Here is a 16,711-nt window from a genome sequence, read left to right on the forward strand (position 1 = left end):
CGAAGCCGGATACGGGTGTGGAGGATCAGCCGGCAGCGGCGCTGACCGCGATGAAGCCCCCTTGGGGGTCACCGATCACCGCGCTGCGAAATCCCGGCGTGTTCATCGGCGCCATCAGGAGGGTGCCGCCCAGCGCGACGGCGTGCTGGGCGACGGTGTCCGCGTCGCGGACAGCGAAATTGACGCTCCAATGGGGCGGGACCGCGACGCCGTCCGTCGCCGTCACGACGGCCACGACCCGGCCCGCGCGCCGCCACAGCGAGAAGGCAGCGTTCGGCACCGACTCGAGCTGCCAACCGAACATGGCGCCGTAGAACGCCTGGGCTCGTTCGATATCTGGCGTATGCAGCGAGCTCATTGCCCAGGAGTTCGGCTCATTCGCCAGCTCATCGCCGTCGCTCTCGCCGTCCTGCCACAGGCAGAACGGGACGCCGGTGGCGTCTGCGACCACGGCAAGGACGCCATCCGAACCGGCACCAAAGGGGCCTGCCAGGCGCGTGCCTCCCGCTTGCCCGGCGCGGGCCAGGGACTCCCCGACGTCGTCGACGCGCACGTGGGTGTTCCACGTCGGCGGCGATGACGGCGGCGCTTGGCCGATCCCGGCCACCCGCCTCCCGCCGAGGCGCGCAGCGAAGTAGTCGCCCTCAAGGCCGGCCGGCATCGGGGTCGGATCGTCGAAACTCCAGCCGAAAAGCGGGCCGTAGAAGTCCATGGCGGCCCGGGGATCCGGCTGGAAAGTGTCGACCCTGCAGGGAGCGCCGGCGGAGTGGGTTTCACGGTTCGTCATTGGGGGTGCCCTTCTGTTGCTGGAGAACTTCTTTACCGGCTGCCCTTGATTTTCCGCCAGCCACCGGCGCGGTTGTTGGCGATGATTGCCTTGAACATTTCGCCGAGTGCCTGCTCATCTACAGCCTGGCCCTCGCGGAAGGCTACGGTGCGGGCTGTTTTGTTGTCGTGTCCGGCGGTGATGATGTTCTGCGGATCCGGGACGATGCCGCCGTCGTACAGGAAAACATTGACGTGATCCTTCGCCGCGAGGAGCGCGCAGATGTTGCCGTCCAGGACGAAGTAGGGCTGCTCGGAGCGTTTGATGACTTCCGCGACCTCGGGATCGGCGGCGTGGACGAGGTCGCGGACCTGTTGGCAGACGGCCTGCTGCCAGACGGGGAGGGATCCGATGTAGTGGTCCACGCGGGCGTCCTTGCTGTAGTCCATGCCATCACATTCGCACATTAGCCAAACACAAGGGAACATCAATTCCCTGTTGAATGAGCGTCTTGATGCGGTTCAGGAGGGAGGCGTTTGGTGCGAGGATGGTGCGTGTTTTCCCTCAGCTTTGATGGCGGCCGGCTTACGCCACGATGCGGCCTTGCTTCGCGCGTGCACGGTGTTTGCGGACGTTGTCACGGTTTGCGCAGCGCACGGAGCAGTAGCGCTGGCGACCGTTGCGGGTGACATCGACCACGACTGCCCTGCACGGATCGCCTGCGGCGCATCGGCTGAGCCTATGAGCGCCGCGAGTGCTGAGGTGCAGTGCTGTTCCGACACTGATCACGGCGAGCAATACATGCGGAAGAGCCTGGTCGAGGTCGCGGTAGTGAAGATGCCATCCTTCGCCGTCGTGATCGGTGAGGCGCGGATAGGCGGCGGCAGCAGCCATCTGGGCGTTCAACAGAGCGGCCCTGTTCCGTGGGTCGTGTTCATCGACGACTGAGAGCCACGCGTCAATGACGTCGCGGGTTTGCTCATGATCGTCTCCGACGGAGAGCTTGTAGTCCATCGTCATACCGAACTCACGAGTCCGCTGCACGAGAGCGTCCCTATCGGCTGGCCAATCGTTGGCCAACGAGGCGGCGAGGAGTACCGCGTACTCACCGTAAGGGTTGAGATGCATAAGGCTATTACATCATTGTTGGAGTCATGACGATTTTTCCTTGGACTGCCGATCCGCAGACACGATATTTGTATCCCGCGAGCAGGACGGTGCGCTCGTGATCGCGGCGACTGACTTCGGAACGGGGGTCTCGATGGCCGCGGCAAGCGGGATGGCCCTAACGGCACTCGGCATGGTACTCACGCCGGGCCCGAACATGGTCTACCTGGTCTCGCGCAGTGTGAGTCAAGGGCCAGTGGCGGGAATGATTTCTCTGGCAGGCACCTGTGCTGGCTTCCTTGTCTACATGACAATGGCGAACCTCGGGCTCGCGATGGTGTTCGTCGCGGTGCCGTGGCTTTTTGCCGGCATGAAAGCCGCGGGAGTCCTCTACTTGGCCTACCTCGCGTGGCAGGCACTTAAGCCCGGCGGTCGCGGCGTTTTCGAAGTTCGCGCAGTACCTAGCGATTCCGCACGCAAGCTCTTCCGCATGGGCCTCCTCACGAACCTGCTGAACCCAAAAACAGCCGTGATGTATCTCGCGCTCATTCCGCAGTTCATCGACACGGGCCGGGGAGGAACAATGGTCCAGGGCTTCTCCCTCGGAGCGATCCAGATTGCCGTGAGCATGTTTGTGAACGCACTGATTGTCCTCGGTGCCGGGTCGATCTCTGCATTCCTCTCCGCCCGGCCGAGCTGGACGAAGTGGCAGCAACGCGTCACTGGCTCGGCGCTCGGCCTGGTGGCGGTCCTCCTCGCGCGGGAAGTACCGGAAAAGGCACACATATAGCGATTCTGAGGATGAGAGCTCGCCAATTATTTTCTGAGCGTACCGCCGTACCGCCGAACCTCCTGACATGCGGCGGGAGGCATCACTCGAATCGTGTGGCAGTGATTGCGGTGCCCGCACGGATGAGACTGAAGGTTGATCCGACGGCGGCCAGCGCCAGAACCAGGCTAAGGCCCAAGGCTGCGAAGTAATCGGTCGCCGGCCACGCCACCCGGTAGGTGTCATCGATGCCGGTGACCATCAGCCAGGCCACGAGGAACCCGAGCGCTATGGAAAGCATCAGCACGCTCAGGAGCGGGACGGCCGCCTCACGCGTGATAATCCGGCGCAGGACGGACACAGGCATCCCCATCAGCCGCATCAGGCCGAGGACTCGTTTTCGGTCCAACACTGCGGAGGCGGTGGCGACGGCCAGGGAAAGGCCGGCGATGGCAATCGCCACGAACATGCCAAGGTACGCCAGCACCGCCAGGCCCTGAACCAGGCGGGCGGAGGACTGCAGTTTGGTGTCCAGCGGGGAGGTGGCCGGGATGGCGGTGACGCCGGAACCGTCCAGTGCCGTCCTGGCGCGGTCCATGGCCCCGGGCGTCCCGTCCGTGGCGACCACCATGACGACCGGAACCAGTCCGTCGAGGTTCTGGGCAGAAGCCCGGGTCAGCGCCAGTGGCTGCGTTGTCCAGTAGTGGAGGAATGACGAATCAACGGCGACGATCTCCGTTTCCGGGATGTCCTCGAATCCCAGGCCGGGAGCATCCGCGGCACGAAGGAAGATTTCAGGACCGGCGTCCCTTTGGTTAAGGGCTGCTGGTCCGTAGCCAATGGTTGCGCTCCGGATTCCCGGCAGTTGCCCAACCCGCCGCGCGGCCTCCGCCACCCGGTCCTGGCTGGCTCCGGCAGCCACCGTAGCGTGGAGGCTGGCGGGCTGGAGCAGACCGGGGCGTGCCGCGGGTGCCTCTGATTCCTGAATAATGCTGGATGCCCCGGCGAAGACGGAGACGACGAACACTGCGATCACCAGGCCGGAAACGGAACGGAACGTCGCCACCGGTGTTCGTTGGATCCGGCTGGCGGCGATGACTGCTGCCGCGCTGCGTGCCTGGCGAAGCCCTATCCGGCTCACGAGCTGCGTCAGCCAGGGACCGACGATCACTATGCCCACGAGGATCAGCGCAAATCCGCCGATGAGCAGCGGTGATTCAAGCCAGGCGAGCCGCACTTCCAGGACACGGATGAGGAGAACTGCCGTGATCATGGCAGCCAGTCCTGCCAGCAGCGGCACCATCCGCCACGCGTTGGGTGTTCCTTCTTGCATGGCCCGCGTCACCCCCAGGGGACCAATGCCTTCCCGGGAAGTTCGGTAGGCGGCCACAACGGACGATGCCGTCACAACCAGTACAACGACGGCGGTGGCCGCCACCCAGCCCGTGGCCAGATCCGCTTCGAACATCCTGGTGCCGTTGACCTTTATCTGGGCGGCGGCCGGCCTCAGCACGGCCGCGAGCACTACGCCGAACACTGCACCGATCAGACTGGGCACTGCGGTTTCGACGGCGGCGATGCGCGAGATCGTCCGTGGGGACGCGCCAATCAGCCGCAGGGTGGCGAAGCGCTCCCTGCGCTGGGCTGCTCCCAGAACGGTGACGATGCTGATCAGCAGCAGCACGGGGAAGAAGACCGCGATGGCGCCGATGAGCAGGACCGTGCCGTACGCGGCCGCGCTGGCTCCGTAGGGATTGGAGGTGAACCCTGACACCAGGAAAGCCCTCCCGCTCTGGCGGAGTTCCGTCTCCGTTGCACCGGTGACGACGACCAGGGAGTCCGGGCCCGGAAGTGCTTCTTCGCCAATCGTGCCGACGAACTGCCCGAAACGGTCACCCAGCTGGTCCTGCGGCGTAGTTTCGATCAGGCGTTGGAGGGCCGGTGATGCATAGTACTCGCCCGGCGCAGGCGGGCCCGCGATTCCGGGAATCTTGACCGTGCTCGCCCCGACTGCCGCGAAGTCGCGGCGGTTGATCAGCTGGTCACGGAAGACCTCCACCGGGTTTGTCCTCATGAGTACGGTGTCCGCAGTCAGCGGAACCGGGGTGGCCGGGCCAGACGCGGTCGGATCGCCGGCCGACGGCGCAATTGAGACTGAGGGGCTGCCGGTTTCGCGCAGCCAGGCACCGCGCTCGTCCCGGGCGTTGAGCCCGTTGGCGCCGCCCCACAGCAACAGCAGCAGGCAGACTCCGACGGCGACGCCGACCGAGATTCCGGCGAGCCTTCCGTAGGAGGACCGGCTGCCAACCACGGCGAGCTTCAGCAACCCCCGGTTCACAAGGACACCCGGTAGCCGGCGCCGATCACGCCGTCGCGAACTATTACTTCCCTGTCCGCATAAGCGGCAGTGCGCGCGTCATGGGTGATCATCACCACCGTCGTGCCGAACTCCCGGACCAGCTCGAGCATGATCGTCAGTACGTTCTCGGATCCGAGGGAATCCAGCGAGCCCGTGGGCTCGTCAGCGAACAACAAGGCGGGGGACGTAACCAGCGCACGGGCCACGGCGACGCGTTGTGCCTGGCCTCCGGACAGCTCACCCGGAAGCTTGGCGCCCAGACCCTCCAGTCCCAGGCGGTCCAGCATGTCCCCCGACCGGCGCCGCGCCTCGGACCGCTTGGTTCCGCCCAGGAGCATGGGGATGCTGACGTTGTCCACGGCACTGAGCTCCGGCAACAACTGGCCGAACTGGAAGACGAACCCGAAATCGGTCAGCCGCAGCCGGGCCCGCTTCGGCTCGCTGAGGGCGCTGATCTCCACTGGCTGCCTGGCCGCTACCGGGGACTGCCCGGCGGAGGGGCCGTAGGTCACGCTGCCCCTTGTCGGGACCAGAACGCCGGCCAGGCAGTGCAGAAGGGTGGACTTGCCTGATCCGGACGGACCCATGACAGCCAGGACTTCGCCCGGGTGGACGTCGAGGTCGATGCCGCGCAGCGCTTCCGTCTGGCCGAAGGAGTGACGAACCCCGCGGGCGCTGAGAATGGGTGACCGGGTATCAATCGTGCTCATGCGCCCTGGAGCTCCTTCTTGAGTTCGGCGAGGCGGGCCATGGTGAGGTCGATCCACCGCAGGTCTGCCTCGATGTGGAACAGGCCGTGGTCGCACATGAGCACCTGCAGCAGGTCGGCATCTTTCTTCAGCCGCGTCAGTTCACGCATCCTGGCCATGTGCTCAGAACGCTGCACGTCCAGCAGCCGGTCGGCGTCGTCGTCGATCAGCAGGGCGACAACGGTCTTGGCGAACAGCTCGCTCTGCAGGGCCTCGGACGGAGTGTCGGGGGTATACAGCCACTGATGGACCCGGGCTTTGCCGGACGGAGTGACTTCGTATTTCTTGCGGTCCGGACCGCCGCCTGTCTCCTCGCCCAGTGCCCGGATCAGTTCATCCCGGACCATTCTGGCAAGGGTGGAATACACCTGGCCGAAGGCCAGAGCCTTCTGCGTTCCGAAATAGCGGTCGTAGGAATGCTTGAGGTCGTAGCCGTAGCTGGGCTCCCGGCTCAGCAGTCCCAGAAGGGTAAGTGTGTTGTTCACACCTCATCTATACACTCAGTACATAGTTACGTCCAGCTCCGCCATGCATTCCGAGAAAAAGGATTGGCTCGGCTCCTTTCGGCCGCCCGGTGATGGCCCGGACGATAGGCTCTGCCCATGTCATTACTTGGGGGAAGACATTCGATTCGGGGGACGGCATTGCTGCTGGCCTGCTTGGCCGCCGTGACAACCGAAAATCGGTCAGGGCATTGGACAAGGGGTCATACACGGTCACCGCGGCCTGCATCGGCATTCCGAATGCGGTGCTTCATATCTCCCAGAGCAATCTTCGAGGAGGGACCACGCACGAGCTGGCCCTGGACTGCGGCACGACTGCGACCACCACGCTCGAATTGGAAGACGGCCCGGTCCTTGCCCAGGGGATTCGCATGACCCCGGAGCCCGGGGCAGGCTCAGTGGTCGGCTTCTGGATCGTCCCGGCCACTTAATCCACGGGGGTAGCGCGGACAACAGCACCGGCCGAATTGCCGGAGCCTAGGGGCGTTCGTACCAGTCAAGCACCCGCAGCGCCCTGAGGGTGTTCCACCGGCTCGGGAGTCCGTCGCCGTCTTCCATGGCGAAATGGATCCGGCCGGGATGGGAGTTTTCCAGAAGCCAGGTGCCATCAGGCTGCCGTTTAGAACGCAACACCTCCACCGCCTCGGCGATGCGTTCGTCCGGGCGGTTGCCGGTGGCGCGGAAGTAGTCGAGGCCGCGCAGTACGTCGTAAAACCAGCGTGTCGGGTATGAGAAGTCCAGCCAGTCGCTGTCGATCACCTCACCGGTGCTCCTGCGCCGAAGGAGCCCGCGCTCGAGCAGGTACTCCTCCGCGCGCTGCCGTGCCTTGAGCGAGGCGGGTGAGCCGCCGGTGGCGTGCTCGTACTCCAGAAGGCCCTCCAGTACGTTGATCGTGGTCCCGAACGACGAACGTACGGAGCCTCGTTCCACCTCACAGTTCCACCCGCCGTCGTCGAGCTGCTCACCCAGCAACCGGGCCACCACGCCGTCGACGTTCTCTCCGAAGTAGGCGCCGAGCGTCACGGCCATGCCGTTGACGCACGGCTCCACCTCCCCTTCGAAGAAAGGCTGGCCGCCCTCCTCCCAGCGGCTGTTGTCGCGGACGAGGGCGACGGCGGTGCGGGCCTCATCGCTGCGAGGGTCGAGCCCGAAGTCGCGCAGCAGCAACAGGCTGTACGTGGTTGCAGTCCAGGGCTGGCCGTCCTCGGAGTCGTCGAACGGCGACGGGAAATAGGTGCCGCCGTCCCATTGACCGTTTTTGTCCTGCAGCGCGAGCAGGCGGGCGCCCCAGCCTTCTGTGGCCACGCGCGCCCGTTCGGCCCGTACCTCCGGGGCCGGCGCGTCCGTGAGGTCGCGAAGGGCCTGCCAGCGGATCGCAGGGTCAGAGTCGAGCAGCCAGTCGAGCACGTCCATCCGCAAAAGCTAACACGCCTGCGTTGGGGTTCGACAGGGAGCCCGGTGTCCCGGAGCTACTTCTCCAGCTTCGTCCGCTTCGACGTCCAGCCCTGATTGTGGAAACGCCCGAACCCGTCAAGGAGGAGGTCCAGCGCGAACTCGAACTCAAACTGATCGTCGCAGCCCTGCCCGACCACCGGGCCGTCGTCGTGTTTTGCCGCCATGGCGACTTCCAGAATGTTCGGATATCGCGTTGCCATTTCCTGGAACATGGCCGCCTGGGTTTCCGCCGTTACAGGGGCCGGGGCCGCGTTGGCTGAGTCGTCGAACAGCTCCTGGGTGAATCCCCACATGCGGCTGCCGAGTGCGTGCATGACGTGGTGGGTGAGATCCACGGAGAAGCCCCCGGCCAGGAACATCCCGATGAACGAGTCCATGTATCCCAGAACTGCCTGCGTCCTGTTGGTGCGGGATTCGAGCACCTGGCGCGCCCAGGGATGCCGCAGCAGCGACCTCCTCGCCGAGAGGATCCTCAGCCGGACCGCGTTCTTCCAGTCGGCACCGCTGACAGGAGGATCGATCTCGCCGACAATGACGTCCACCATGCCGTCGAGGAGTTCCTCTTTGTTGGCGACGTGCTTGTAGAGCGCCATTGGCACCACACCAAGCTCCTGCGCGAGCCGTCTCATGCTGAGTGATTCGATGCCCGCCTCATCGGCGAGTACGACGGCGGCGCTCAGCACGCGGTCCCGGTTCAGCGGGGTCCGGCGTGTGGCTTCCTCCACTTGCTGAGTCATGCGGCCGCCTTTCGTTTTGCCGTTTCCTACCGGCAAGTGTACTCCGTACACCTGTCGGGACGCCGTTGTGGGCCCGGTGTGCTTCTCACACCTTCGGAGGCAGGCGTACGACGCCGGATGGGCGGCCTTTAGCGTCCGGCGCGGGCAGTATTACTAGTGGGCGTGATCCCCTCGGCTGTACTCGAACACCCAGCCGATGAGCGCAACCAGGGCGAATCCGGCGCTGATGTAGAGGATCCAGAATCCGACGGCCAGTCCCAGGAACCCTCCGGCGGCGGAAAAGCCCACGGCGATCGGCCACCAGCTCCACGGGCTGAACTGGCCCTGCTCGCCTGCGCCTTCGTGGATTTCCGCGTCCTGACGGTCTTCGGGACGCATCCCGACCCGTTTGCCGGTGTAGCCGAGGTAGCCGCCGATCAGCCCGGCCAGGCCGCCCACCAGCCACAAGGCCAGGAAGCCCACCGGCTCGGTCCAGCCGGTGACAAAGCCGTAGACCACCCCAACGGGCACGAAGAACATGGCCAGGCCTCCGAAAATCCAGGATTCGATCTTCATGGCTTCTCCTTCTGCGGCGAATCACTTGGGAGCTACTCCCCCACAGTTCCCCGTGAATCAACTGTGATCCCCACGCGGTTGCGGCGTAAGGGACAAAGGACCCCACTCTGACAACGGATACAAACCACCTGTTCCAACGGATCCTTGAGTGATTCACTGAAACATACGACGGCGGCCCCGCCCGATGCCCGCCCAGCCACGGAGGTAGCACCATGCGGAAGATCATCCTGATGATGTCTGTGTCCATTGACGGATTTTTTGAAGGACCGGACCGGGACATCAGCTGGCACCTTGTGGACGAAGCGCTGCACCAACATTTCAACGATGAGTGCCGGGCGATGGGCGCGTTCCTGGACGGAAGGATCACGCACGAGCTGATGGCCGATTTCTGGCCCACGGCCGACCAGGATCCGGACAGCACGGCGGCCATGGCCGAGTTCGCCGGGATCTGGCGTGACATGCCCAAGTTCGTCTTTTCCCGGACCCTCACCACGGCGGAGTGGAACACCAAGGTGATCCGCGACGTCGTGCCTGAAGAAATCGCGCAACTGAAGGCGCAGCCCGGCGGCGACCTGGGGCTGGGCGGCGCCAACCTGGCCGCAACCTTCATGCGGCACGACCTCATCGACGAATACCGGCTCTACGTCCACCCCGTGGTGCTGGGCCAGGGGCATCCGTTGTTCCAGTCACCGGACGTCAGGATGAACCTCAAGCTGGCCGGGACGCGGACCTTCGGCAACGGAGTGGTCCAGCTCCGCTACGAGCGCAGCCAGGACTAGCAGGAATCAGCGGAGCTTCCCTGCGGCGGTGCGCTAAGCCCCGGGCATGTCCAGCCCGTCAGCGTCCCAGGTGAGGCGCGCCCCCTCACTGATCTGCAGGGCTTCAACCCCCGGCGCCCCCACCAGTTCCGCAATCAGGGCTGAGCTCCCGGCCACCACTGTCGAATCAAAATCGATCTCTGTGACCAGCACCCAGGACCTGTCCTCAGGCCAGAGCAGGCTTGGCGACTGTGGCCAGCGCGGATCATGGTGCCATGGCGCGGTAAGGGTCCAGGCAGGGTCGGTGAACCCGACCGGCCCGGCCGAAAAAAGGATATGGCCCCGGCCGGGCAGTTCGAGACGGGGACCGTCCACCACGCTCGCCGGCAGCAGCCCCGTTCCCGGACTTTCGGCCTGGCTCCACATCGTGGTTCCGGTCTCGTCATCAGGCGCAACGAAGGTCAACTGCGCATACCCCGCCGCACTGGTGAGGCCGCCCCACCCCTCCCAGACGGCCGCCACCCCCGCGTCGGGAGTCGCCGTGTGGCGGCACAAAACGGCCGCAGCCGCCGCCAGGACGTCCACATCGAGGTTTCCCTGCTGCGGGTCGCAGTACCGCCACCCGTCAGCATCGAGGACTTCGCCGTAGGGACCGGACGGCGGGCCCACCAGGCGGTGGAACTGCGCCAAAGGGTGCATGGTTTTGCCGAACGCCGCAGCGACGGTTGACCACGGAGCCGGCTCGCTGTCCATCTCGACGAACAACGACCGGTCCTGCGAATGCCAGGACAACGTCCCGGCAGGCCTGTCCCGGGTTGCCGGATGGAACACCCGGGCGTACGCGGGATAGCCATGGGGCACAACGAAATGCATGTCCCGCGCGGTCGGATCCAGCAGGGGGCGTAGCCAGGCACCCCGTTCCGCATCGGCTATCGGGTCCACTCAAACACCTAGGAGCCCGCCCGGACGTCGGCCGCCCTGGCAAGGGCCTCGAGATGGGCGGCGGAGGCTTCGGTGGCCGTAGCGATCCGGTTCAGTGCGCCGATGACGCTGATGGTGCCGAAAAACATGACCAGAAGGATGATTACAAACACCCACGTGATATCCATCGGGCAACCCTACTGAGCGAAGCTCAAGCCCGGGGCCCCGGCCGCCCGGACTCAGCCCCGCAGACCGTCAGACAAATGCCGACTTCCCAGTCACTGCACGTGCCACGATCAGCGAGTTGATCTCGTAGCTGCCCTCGTACGTGTAGAGAATTTCGGCGTCGCCAAATAGCTTGCCCATCTCGTAGTCGCTGCTGATGCCGTTGCCGCCCATCAGGGACCTGCCCATGGCCACCGAGGCACGCGCCAGGCGGGTGGTGGTGGACTTGGCCATGGCGGCCTGCACCATCTCCAGCTTGCCGTCCTGCTGGATCCGGGCCAGCTGGGCCATGAGCGCCAGGGAGGCGCTGGCATTGCCCAAAATTTCGGCCAGCTGCTGCTGAATCAGCTGGAACCTCGCCAGCTCCTTGCCGAACTGCTTCCGTTTCAGGGCATAGGAACGGGCGACGTCGAACGCGGCCAGCTGAATCCCGGCACCTTGCCAGCCCACCCAGGCACGCGAGTCGCGGAGGAGGTCGTTGGCTTTGGAAAAGTCCGTGGCGCCCGGCAACAGATTGGATTCGGGGATCCGCACGTCATCCAGCCGGATGTCCGCATTCTGCATGATCCGCAGGCCGATCTTGTTGGAAATCTTCGTGGCGGTATAGCCGGGACGGTCCGTTTCCACGATGAAGCCCTTGATCTGCCCGTCCGCCTCATCGCGCGCCCAGACCAGCGCGAAATCAGCGATGGTACCGGCGCCGATCCAGCGTTTCGTCCCGTTGATCACCCACTCGCCGCGCTCCAGCCGGGCCGTAGTTTCGAGGCCGCCGGCGATATCGGATCCGTGGTCCGGCTCCGTGAGTGCGAAGGCCCCCAGCTGGGTGAAGGCTGTCAGTCCGGGAAGCCACCGCTGCTTCTGCTCCTCCGATCCGAGTTCGTCGATCATCCCGACGATCAGCTCATTGTGGATGCCTACCAGGGCAGAAAGGGACACGTCGGCGCGGGCCACCTCCACGTACATCAGGCCCTTGAAAAGCGCGGACGTCCCGTCCGTCTGCAACCCGCCCAGCCCGTACTTGCCCATTTCAGCCAACAGTCCGAAGGGGAATTCCTCGCGGTTCCAGTACTCGATGGACGCGGCACGGATGCGGGACTGCAAGAAGTCACGCACCTCCAGATAGCGCGATCGCTCCACCGCAGGCAGCAGATCCACGATGTACATGAGGTCCGCATCCGGGAACGGCGGCTGCTCCGGTCCCGGGGCAACCGCTTCCGCCGGTAGCCCGGGCTCTGTTTCGGGCGATCCGCTGGCACGTCCCTGTGTCTGCACGGGCATGTATCCCTTCGTCGTCCGCCGGCCACGCCATCGCGCCGGCTCTTCCAAACCCTTGGATGTCCTAGTATATTGCACAGTGATGTGGATCACTAGGCGAAAGGGCCCCCATGACAGTCACCGACGACTTCCGGGCCGCGAGGGACAGGCTACTGGCCCTGCGCGAGAACTACGGCCAGGCACGGAGTGAATTCCAGTGGCCCCGCTTTGACGAGTTCAACTTCGCCCTCGACTGGTTCGACCAGATCGCTGCGGACCCCGGCAAGGGCGCCAAGCCGGCCCTGGTCATCGTTGAACAGGACGGCAGCGCCACGCGGCGAACCTTCGCGGAGCTGGCCGAGCGCTCCAACCGGGTGGCCAACTGGCTCCGGAGCCAAGGGGTCCGCCGCGGCGACCGCATGATCATCATGCTGGGCAACCAGGTGGAACTATGGGAATTGATGCTGGCCGGTATCAAGCTGGGCATCGTGATGATTCCCACCACCACCCTGATGGGCCCGGCGGACCTGACCGACCGGGTGGAGCGCGGCGAGGCGGGCTGGGCCGCCGTCGGAAGTTCCAACATCGGCAAGTTTGCCGACGTTCCGGGGAACTACAAACTGATTGAGATCGCGGACAGCGGCCCTGCCGCAGTTCCGGCAGCCGGCGCTGCCCAGTACACGGACGCAGCCGGCGCCCCGGGCGGTTTCGCGCCGGACGCCCCGACGAAGGCTGACGAAACCCTGCTCCTCTACTTCACGTCCGGGACCACGTCCAAGGCCAAGTTGGTGGAGCACACGCACACCTCGTACCCGGTGGGCCACCTCTCCACCATGTTCTGGATCGGGCTGGAACCCGGGGATGTGCACCTCAATGTGGCGTCTCCGGGTTGGGCAAAACACGCGTGGTCCAACGTGTTCACGCCCTGGATAGCCGAGGCCTGCGTGTTCATCTACAACTACAGCCGGTTCGACGCCAAGGCCCTCATGGAACAGATGGACCGCGAAAGGGTGACCAGCTTCTGCGCCCCGCCCACCGTGTGGCGCATGCTGATCCAGGCCGACCTCACCGTCCTCAAGAACCCGCCCACCAAAGTGGTGTCCGCCGGCGAACCGCTCAACGCCGAGGTGATCGACCAGGTGCAGCGCGCCTGGGGCCAGACCATCAGGGACGGTTTCGGCCAGACCGAATCCACGGTTCAGATCGCCAACACCCCCGGCCAGCCGATCAAGATCGGCGCCATGGGCAAGCCGCTCCCCGGCTACGACGTGGTGCTGGTTGACCCCGCGACAGGGGAAGAAGCCGACGACGGCGAGCTCTGCCTCCGCCTGGACCCCCGGCCCGTGGGGCTGATGAAGGCGTACTACGGCGACGCCGAAAAGACCGCGGACGCCTTCCGGGACGGCTATTACCACACGGGGGACATGGCCAGCAGGGACGAACGCGGCATCATCACCTACGTGGGCCGCGGCGACGACGTGTTCAAATCCTCCGACTACCGGCTGTCCCCGTTCGAGCTGGAAAGCGTCCTGATCGAGCACCCGGCGGTGGCCGAAGCGGCCGTCGTGCCGTCCCCGGATCCGCTCAAGCTGTCCGTGCCGAAAGCGTTTGTGGTCCTGGCCGCGGGGCATCAGGCCGGCCCCGAACTCGCCGAAGAAATCCTGCAGTACTGCCGCGACCATCTGGCCCCGTTCAAACGCATCCGGCGGCTGGAATTCGCGGAGCTTCCGAAGACCATCTCGGGCAAGATCCGGCGCGTGGAACTCCGGCACAGCGAAGAGCTCCGGCACGGCAGCGGGCCCTTGCCGGAGGGCCTGGGGACCGAGTACTCGGAGGCGGATTTCCCGGGTTTGAAAAGCTAGGCTGGAGCAACCCATATGTCAGGAGGTGCCATGGGAAACCCGCTCCCGCGCGATCCCATTGCCGACGCCCAGCGCAACTGGGAACGGCACGGCTGGGGTGACGTTGCCGCGCCCATGGCCGCCATCACGGCCATCATGCGGACCCAGCAGATCCTGCTGGCCCGGATCGAGGGCGTCCTCAAGCCCTTCGGCCTGACCTTCGCCCGTTACGAACTCCTGGCGCTGCTGAGTTTCGCCCGCAGCGGCGCACTGCCCATGAACAAGGCGAGTGCGCTCCTGCAGGTCCACCCCACCTCGGTGACCAACGCCGTCGACCGCCTCCAGGATGCAGGGTTGGTGGTCCGCTCCCCGCATCCGACGGACGGCCGCACCACCCTGATCGAGCTCACCGCCGAGGGACGCACGCTGGCGAAAAGTGCGACGGCGGCACTCAACACCGAGGTGTTCGGCCAGTCCGGTTTCGCCGGCCAGGACGTGGACCAGCTGATCGGGATCCTGGGGAAATTCCGCCGGAACGCCGGAGACTTCGCCGACTGACCCCGTGTTGCCGCAGACAAGTCGGCGGGCAGCCCTAGACTTCGAGGGAACGGACCTGAAGCTGGACCTGAGGAGAGCGCAATGATTCCGGAAATCAACATCTGGGCCGTACTGCTGGCCACCCTTTCCAGCATGGTGGTGGGCTCGGTCTGGTACACCCCGAAAGTCTTCGGCAATTACTGGATGAAAGTCGCGAAGGTTTCCCCCAGCGGCGAAGCGAAGGACGCGGTCAAACCCATCCTGATCACGCTGGTGGTCAGTTTCGTGAGCGCCCTGGTGCTCGCCGGATCGGCCGCCATCTCGCAGCATTTCTACGGCGGCAACTTCCTGGCCAACACGCTGATCACGGCCGTCATCCTCTGGGCCGGGTTCACGGCAGCCCGCTTCATCACGCATGACGCTTTCGAGGGCCGCCCGGCCGGGCTGACCGTCCTGAACTGCGCTCACGAACTGGTCACCCTGGTGGTCATGGGCCTGATCATCGGGCTGTTCGGCATCAGCGCCGCTTAGCTGCGCCTAAGAGCCTGGAGGCTTGGCCCGGACGTGCATGCGTTCGCCCTGGCGCCCGAACAGGCTAATGAATTCCACCGGCCGCTCGTCCGCCCGGCCAAACCAGTGTGGGGTCCGGGTGTCGAACTCGGCCGCCTCACCCGGGGGCAGCACGATGTCTGTGTCACCGAGGACCAGGCGCAGCCTGCCGTTGAGCACATAGATCCACTCGTATCCCTCGTGGACCTGCGGCGCCGGCTCCTCGGGGCCGCCGGCATTCAGGATGAGTTTGTACGCCTGCACCCCGCCGGGCCTCCGGGTCAGCGGAATGATGGTCATTCTTTTGTTGACGATGGGCCGCAGATGGACCCTGGGGTCGCCGGTGGTGGGCGCGCCCACTAGTTCATCCAACGGAACCTGGTGCGCTTTCGCCAGGGGCAGCAGCAGTTCCAGGTTCGGCCGGCGCTGGCCGGACTCCAGCCGTGAGAGCGTGCTGACGGAGATCCCCGTCGCAGCCGAAAGGGCAGTCAGGGTGGTGTCGCGGCTGATCCGCAGCGCACGAAGCCGCGGACCCACCGCCGCCAGCACGTCGTCAAGTTCATCCATGCCCCAAGTTTGCCACTTTGGCAAAGATGTTTGCCACTTTACGGTCAGCCTTCGACGATGGATGCGGAGGTAAGAAAAATGACTGAAGAGAACAACACATTGGTGGACGTCGTCATTGTTGGTGGCGGAGCAGCGGGACTGAATGCGGCCCAGATGCTGGGCCGGGCACGCCGGTCGGTAGTGGTGGTCGACGGCGGGGAGCCCCGGAACGCCCCCGCCCAGGGAGTGCACGGCTTCCTGTCGCGTGACGGTATCAGCCCGGCGGAGCTGTACGGGATTGGCCGCGAGGAGGCGGAATCGTACGGCGTCCGGATCATCAGCGGCCAGGTGCTTGGCGCTCTGGGTGCCAAGGGGGCCTTCGCGGTGGAACTGGCGGACGGCACCGTGGTCCGGGGCCGCAGGCTCCTCATCGCCACGGGATTGGTTGACCAGCTCCCGGACATCCCCGGGCTGCAGGAACGCTGGGGCAAGGACGTGCTGCACTGCCCCTACTGCCACGGCTGGGAAGTCCAGGACCAGGCCCTCGGGATCCTGGGCACCGGCCCGTTCGCGGTCCACCAGGCCCTGCTATTCCGGCAGTGGAGCGCAAACATCACGCTCTTCCTCAATGACGCCATGGAACCCACGGACCTGGAGCTGCACCAGCTCGCCGCCCGCGGCATCACGGTGGTCGACGGCCCCGTTGGCTCCCTGCGGGTGGACCACGGCAAGCTGACCGGCGTGGTCCTGGCCGACGGCGGCCTGGTGCCTGTGGATGCCGTGGCCGCAGCGCCGCGGTTCGTGGCACGGACCGCAGCCTTCGCCGGCCTTGGGCTCACGGCTGTCCAGCATCCGATGGGGATGGGCGAATTCCTCGAAACAGACGCCGACGGCGCCACCGGCGTGCCCGGGGTATGGGCCGCCGGCAACGTCACCGACCTCCGCGCGCAGGTGCTGTCCTCAGCTGCGGCCGGAGCCTGGACCGGCGTCGTCATCAACGCCGACCTCATGGCCGAGGAACTGGAGGAAGCCCTCACGGCGTATCGTGGCAGTGTCACGGCGTAGCGTGGGCCGTCCCTG

At 65.5% G+C, this 16,711-nt stretch carries 20 protein-coding genes; 7 read left to right on the plus strand and 13 right to left on the minus strand.

Features of this window, described 5'->3' with window-relative positions; genetic code table 11:
- Positions 1–25 precede the first annotated feature (25 nt).
- From AB0N24_RS09800 to AB0N24_RS09810, 3 genes are all read right to left on the minus strand, one after another.
- Positions 26–787, minus strand: a complete 762-nt coding sequence (locus tag AB0N24_RS09800) for a VOC family protein (RefSeq protein WP_364123270.1) — start codon at positions 785–787, stop codon at positions 26–28.
- Between the two features lie 32 nt (positions 788–819).
- Complete coding sequence (locus AB0N24_RS09805; RefSeq protein WP_364123272.1) at positions 820–1,215, minus strand: DUF1801 domain-containing protein; 396 nt, start codon at positions 1,213–1,215, stop codon at positions 820–822.
- Positions 1,216–1,351: 136 nt separating this feature from the next.
- A complete protein-coding gene (locus tag AB0N24_RS09810; protein ID WP_364123274.1) occupies positions 1,352–1,894 on the minus strand; it encodes a CGNR zinc finger domain-containing protein in 543 nt (180 codons plus the stop codon).
- A 97-nt stretch (positions 1,895–1,991) separates the two neighbouring features.
- Between AB0N24_RS09810 and AB0N24_RS09815 the strand changes: the two genes are divergently transcribed.
- The gene (locus AB0N24_RS09815) at positions 1,992–2,663 is read left to right on the plus strand and encodes a LysE family translocator (protein ID WP_364123276.1); all 672 of its coding nucleotides are present in this window, start codon (positions 1,992–1,994) and stop codon (positions 2,661–2,663) included.
- Between the two features lie 82 nt (positions 2,664–2,745).
- Here AB0N24_RS09815 and AB0N24_RS09820 read toward each other — a convergent pair whose 3' ends face one another.
- From AB0N24_RS09820 to AB0N24_RS09830, 3 genes are read right to left on the minus strand one after another with little or no spacing between them, the layout of a single operon-like run.
- Complete coding sequence (locus AB0N24_RS09820) at positions 2,746–4,980, minus strand: FtsX-like permease family protein (protein WP_364123278.1); 2,235 nt, start codon at positions 4,978–4,980, stop codon at positions 2,746–2,748.
- Positions 4,977–5,711 (minus strand): ABC transporter ATP-binding protein, encoded by a 735-nt coding sequence (locus tag AB0N24_RS09825; RefSeq protein WP_364123280.1) that lies wholly within the window; start codon positions 5,709–5,711, stop codon positions 4,977–4,979. Before AB0N24_RS09825 ends, AB0N24_RS09820 begins: the two co-directional genes overlap by 4 nt.
- On the minus strand, positions 5,708–6,235 hold the full coding sequence (locus tag AB0N24_RS09830) for a PadR family transcriptional regulator (protein WP_364123282.1): 528 nt from the start codon (positions 6,233–6,235) through the stop codon (positions 5,708–5,710). Before AB0N24_RS09830 ends, AB0N24_RS09825 begins: the two co-directional genes overlap by 4 nt.
- Before the next feature lie 92 nt (positions 6,236–6,327).
- On the opposite strand from AB0N24_RS09830, the gene AB0N24_RS09835 reads away from it, so the two are divergent.
- Complete coding sequence (locus tag AB0N24_RS09835; RefSeq protein ID WP_364123284.1) at positions 6,328–6,684, plus strand: hypothetical protein; 357 nt, start codon at positions 6,328–6,330, stop codon at positions 6,682–6,684.
- 46 nt (positions 6,685–6,730) lie between these two features.
- Here the strand turns inward: AB0N24_RS09835 and AB0N24_RS09840 are convergent, their stop codons facing one another.
- From AB0N24_RS09840 to AB0N24_RS09850, 3 genes are all read right to left on the minus strand, one after another.
- On the minus strand, positions 6,731–7,666 hold the full coding sequence (locus AB0N24_RS09840) for a hypothetical protein (protein ID WP_364123286.1): 936 nt from the start codon (positions 7,664–7,666) through the stop codon (positions 6,731–6,733).
- 56 nt (positions 7,667–7,722) lie between these two features.
- Complete coding sequence (locus tag AB0N24_RS09845) at positions 7,723–8,445, minus strand: TetR/AcrR family transcriptional regulator C-terminal domain-containing protein (protein WP_364123288.1); 723 nt, start codon at positions 8,443–8,445, stop codon at positions 7,723–7,725.
- Between the two features lie 153 nt (positions 8,446–8,598).
- Positions 8,599–9,000, minus strand: a complete 402-nt coding sequence (locus tag AB0N24_RS09850; RefSeq protein WP_364123290.1) for a cytochrome c oxidase subunit 4 — start codon at positions 8,998–9,000, stop codon at positions 8,599–8,601.
- 212 nt (positions 9,001–9,212) lie between these two features.
- Between AB0N24_RS09850 and AB0N24_RS09855 the strand changes: the two genes are divergently transcribed.
- The gene (locus AB0N24_RS09855; RefSeq protein ID WP_364123292.1) at positions 9,213–9,779 is read left to right on the plus strand and encodes a dihydrofolate reductase family protein; all 567 of its coding nucleotides are present in this window, start codon (positions 9,213–9,215) and stop codon (positions 9,777–9,779) included.
- A 33-nt stretch (positions 9,780–9,812) separates the two neighbouring features.
- Here AB0N24_RS09855 and AB0N24_RS09860 read toward each other — a convergent pair whose 3' ends face one another.
- The 3 genes from AB0N24_RS09860 to AB0N24_RS09870 form a co-directional block, all read right to left on the minus strand.
- Entirely contained in the window at positions 9,813–10,700 is an 888-nt protein-coding gene (locus AB0N24_RS09860) for a hypothetical protein (protein ID WP_364123294.1), read from the minus strand.
- Positions 10,701–10,708: 8 nt separating this feature from the next.
- Positions 10,709–10,867: a hypothetical protein gene (locus AB0N24_RS09865; RefSeq protein ID WP_364123296.1), complete on the minus strand. Its 159-nt coding sequence runs from the start codon at positions 10,865–10,867 to the stop codon at positions 10,709–10,711.
- 67 nt (positions 10,868–10,934) lie between these two features.
- The gene (locus tag AB0N24_RS09870) at positions 10,935–12,068 is read right to left on the minus strand and encodes an acyl-CoA dehydrogenase family protein (RefSeq protein ID WP_364123641.1); all 1,134 of its coding nucleotides are present in this window, start codon (positions 12,066–12,068) and stop codon (positions 10,935–10,937) included.
- 221 nt (positions 12,069–12,289) lie between these two features.
- Between AB0N24_RS09870 and AB0N24_RS09875 the strand changes: the two genes are divergently transcribed.
- The 3 genes from AB0N24_RS09875 to AB0N24_RS09885 all read left to right on the plus strand — a co-directional run bounded on the left by AB0N24_RS09875 (position 12,290) and on the right by AB0N24_RS09885 (position 15,067).
- Entirely contained in the window at positions 12,290–14,020 is a 1,731-nt protein-coding gene (locus AB0N24_RS09875) for an AMP-binding protein (RefSeq protein WP_364123298.1), read from the plus strand.
- Positions 14,021–14,050: 30 nt separating this feature from the next.
- On the plus strand, positions 14,051–14,557 hold the full coding sequence (locus AB0N24_RS09880) for a MarR family transcriptional regulator (RefSeq protein WP_364123300.1): 507 nt from the start codon (positions 14,051–14,053) through the stop codon (positions 14,555–14,557).
- 81 nt (positions 14,558–14,638) lie between these two features.
- Complete coding sequence (locus AB0N24_RS09885) at positions 14,639–15,067, plus strand: DUF1761 domain-containing protein (RefSeq protein ID WP_364123302.1); 429 nt, start codon at positions 14,639–14,641, stop codon at positions 15,065–15,067.
- A 6-nt stretch (positions 15,068–15,073) separates the two neighbouring features.
- Here AB0N24_RS09885 and AB0N24_RS09890 read toward each other — a convergent pair whose 3' ends face one another.
- On the minus strand, positions 15,074–15,652 hold the full coding sequence (locus tag AB0N24_RS09890) for an XRE family transcriptional regulator (RefSeq protein WP_364123304.1): 579 nt from the start codon (positions 15,650–15,652) through the stop codon (positions 15,074–15,076).
- A gap of 78 nt (positions 15,653–15,730) precedes the next feature.
- Between AB0N24_RS09890 and AB0N24_RS09895 the strand changes: the two genes are divergently transcribed.
- Positions 15,731–16,696 (plus strand): NAD(P)/FAD-dependent oxidoreductase, encoded by a 966-nt coding sequence (locus AB0N24_RS09895; protein ID WP_364123306.1) that lies wholly within the window; start codon positions 15,731–15,733, stop codon positions 16,694–16,696.
- Positions 16,697–16,711 lie beyond the last annotated feature (15 nt).

The sequence above is a fragment of the Arthrobacter sp. NPDC093128 genome (assembly GCF_040683875.1).
GTDB lineage: Bacteria > Actinomycetota > Actinomycetes > Actinomycetales > Micrococcaceae > Arthrobacter.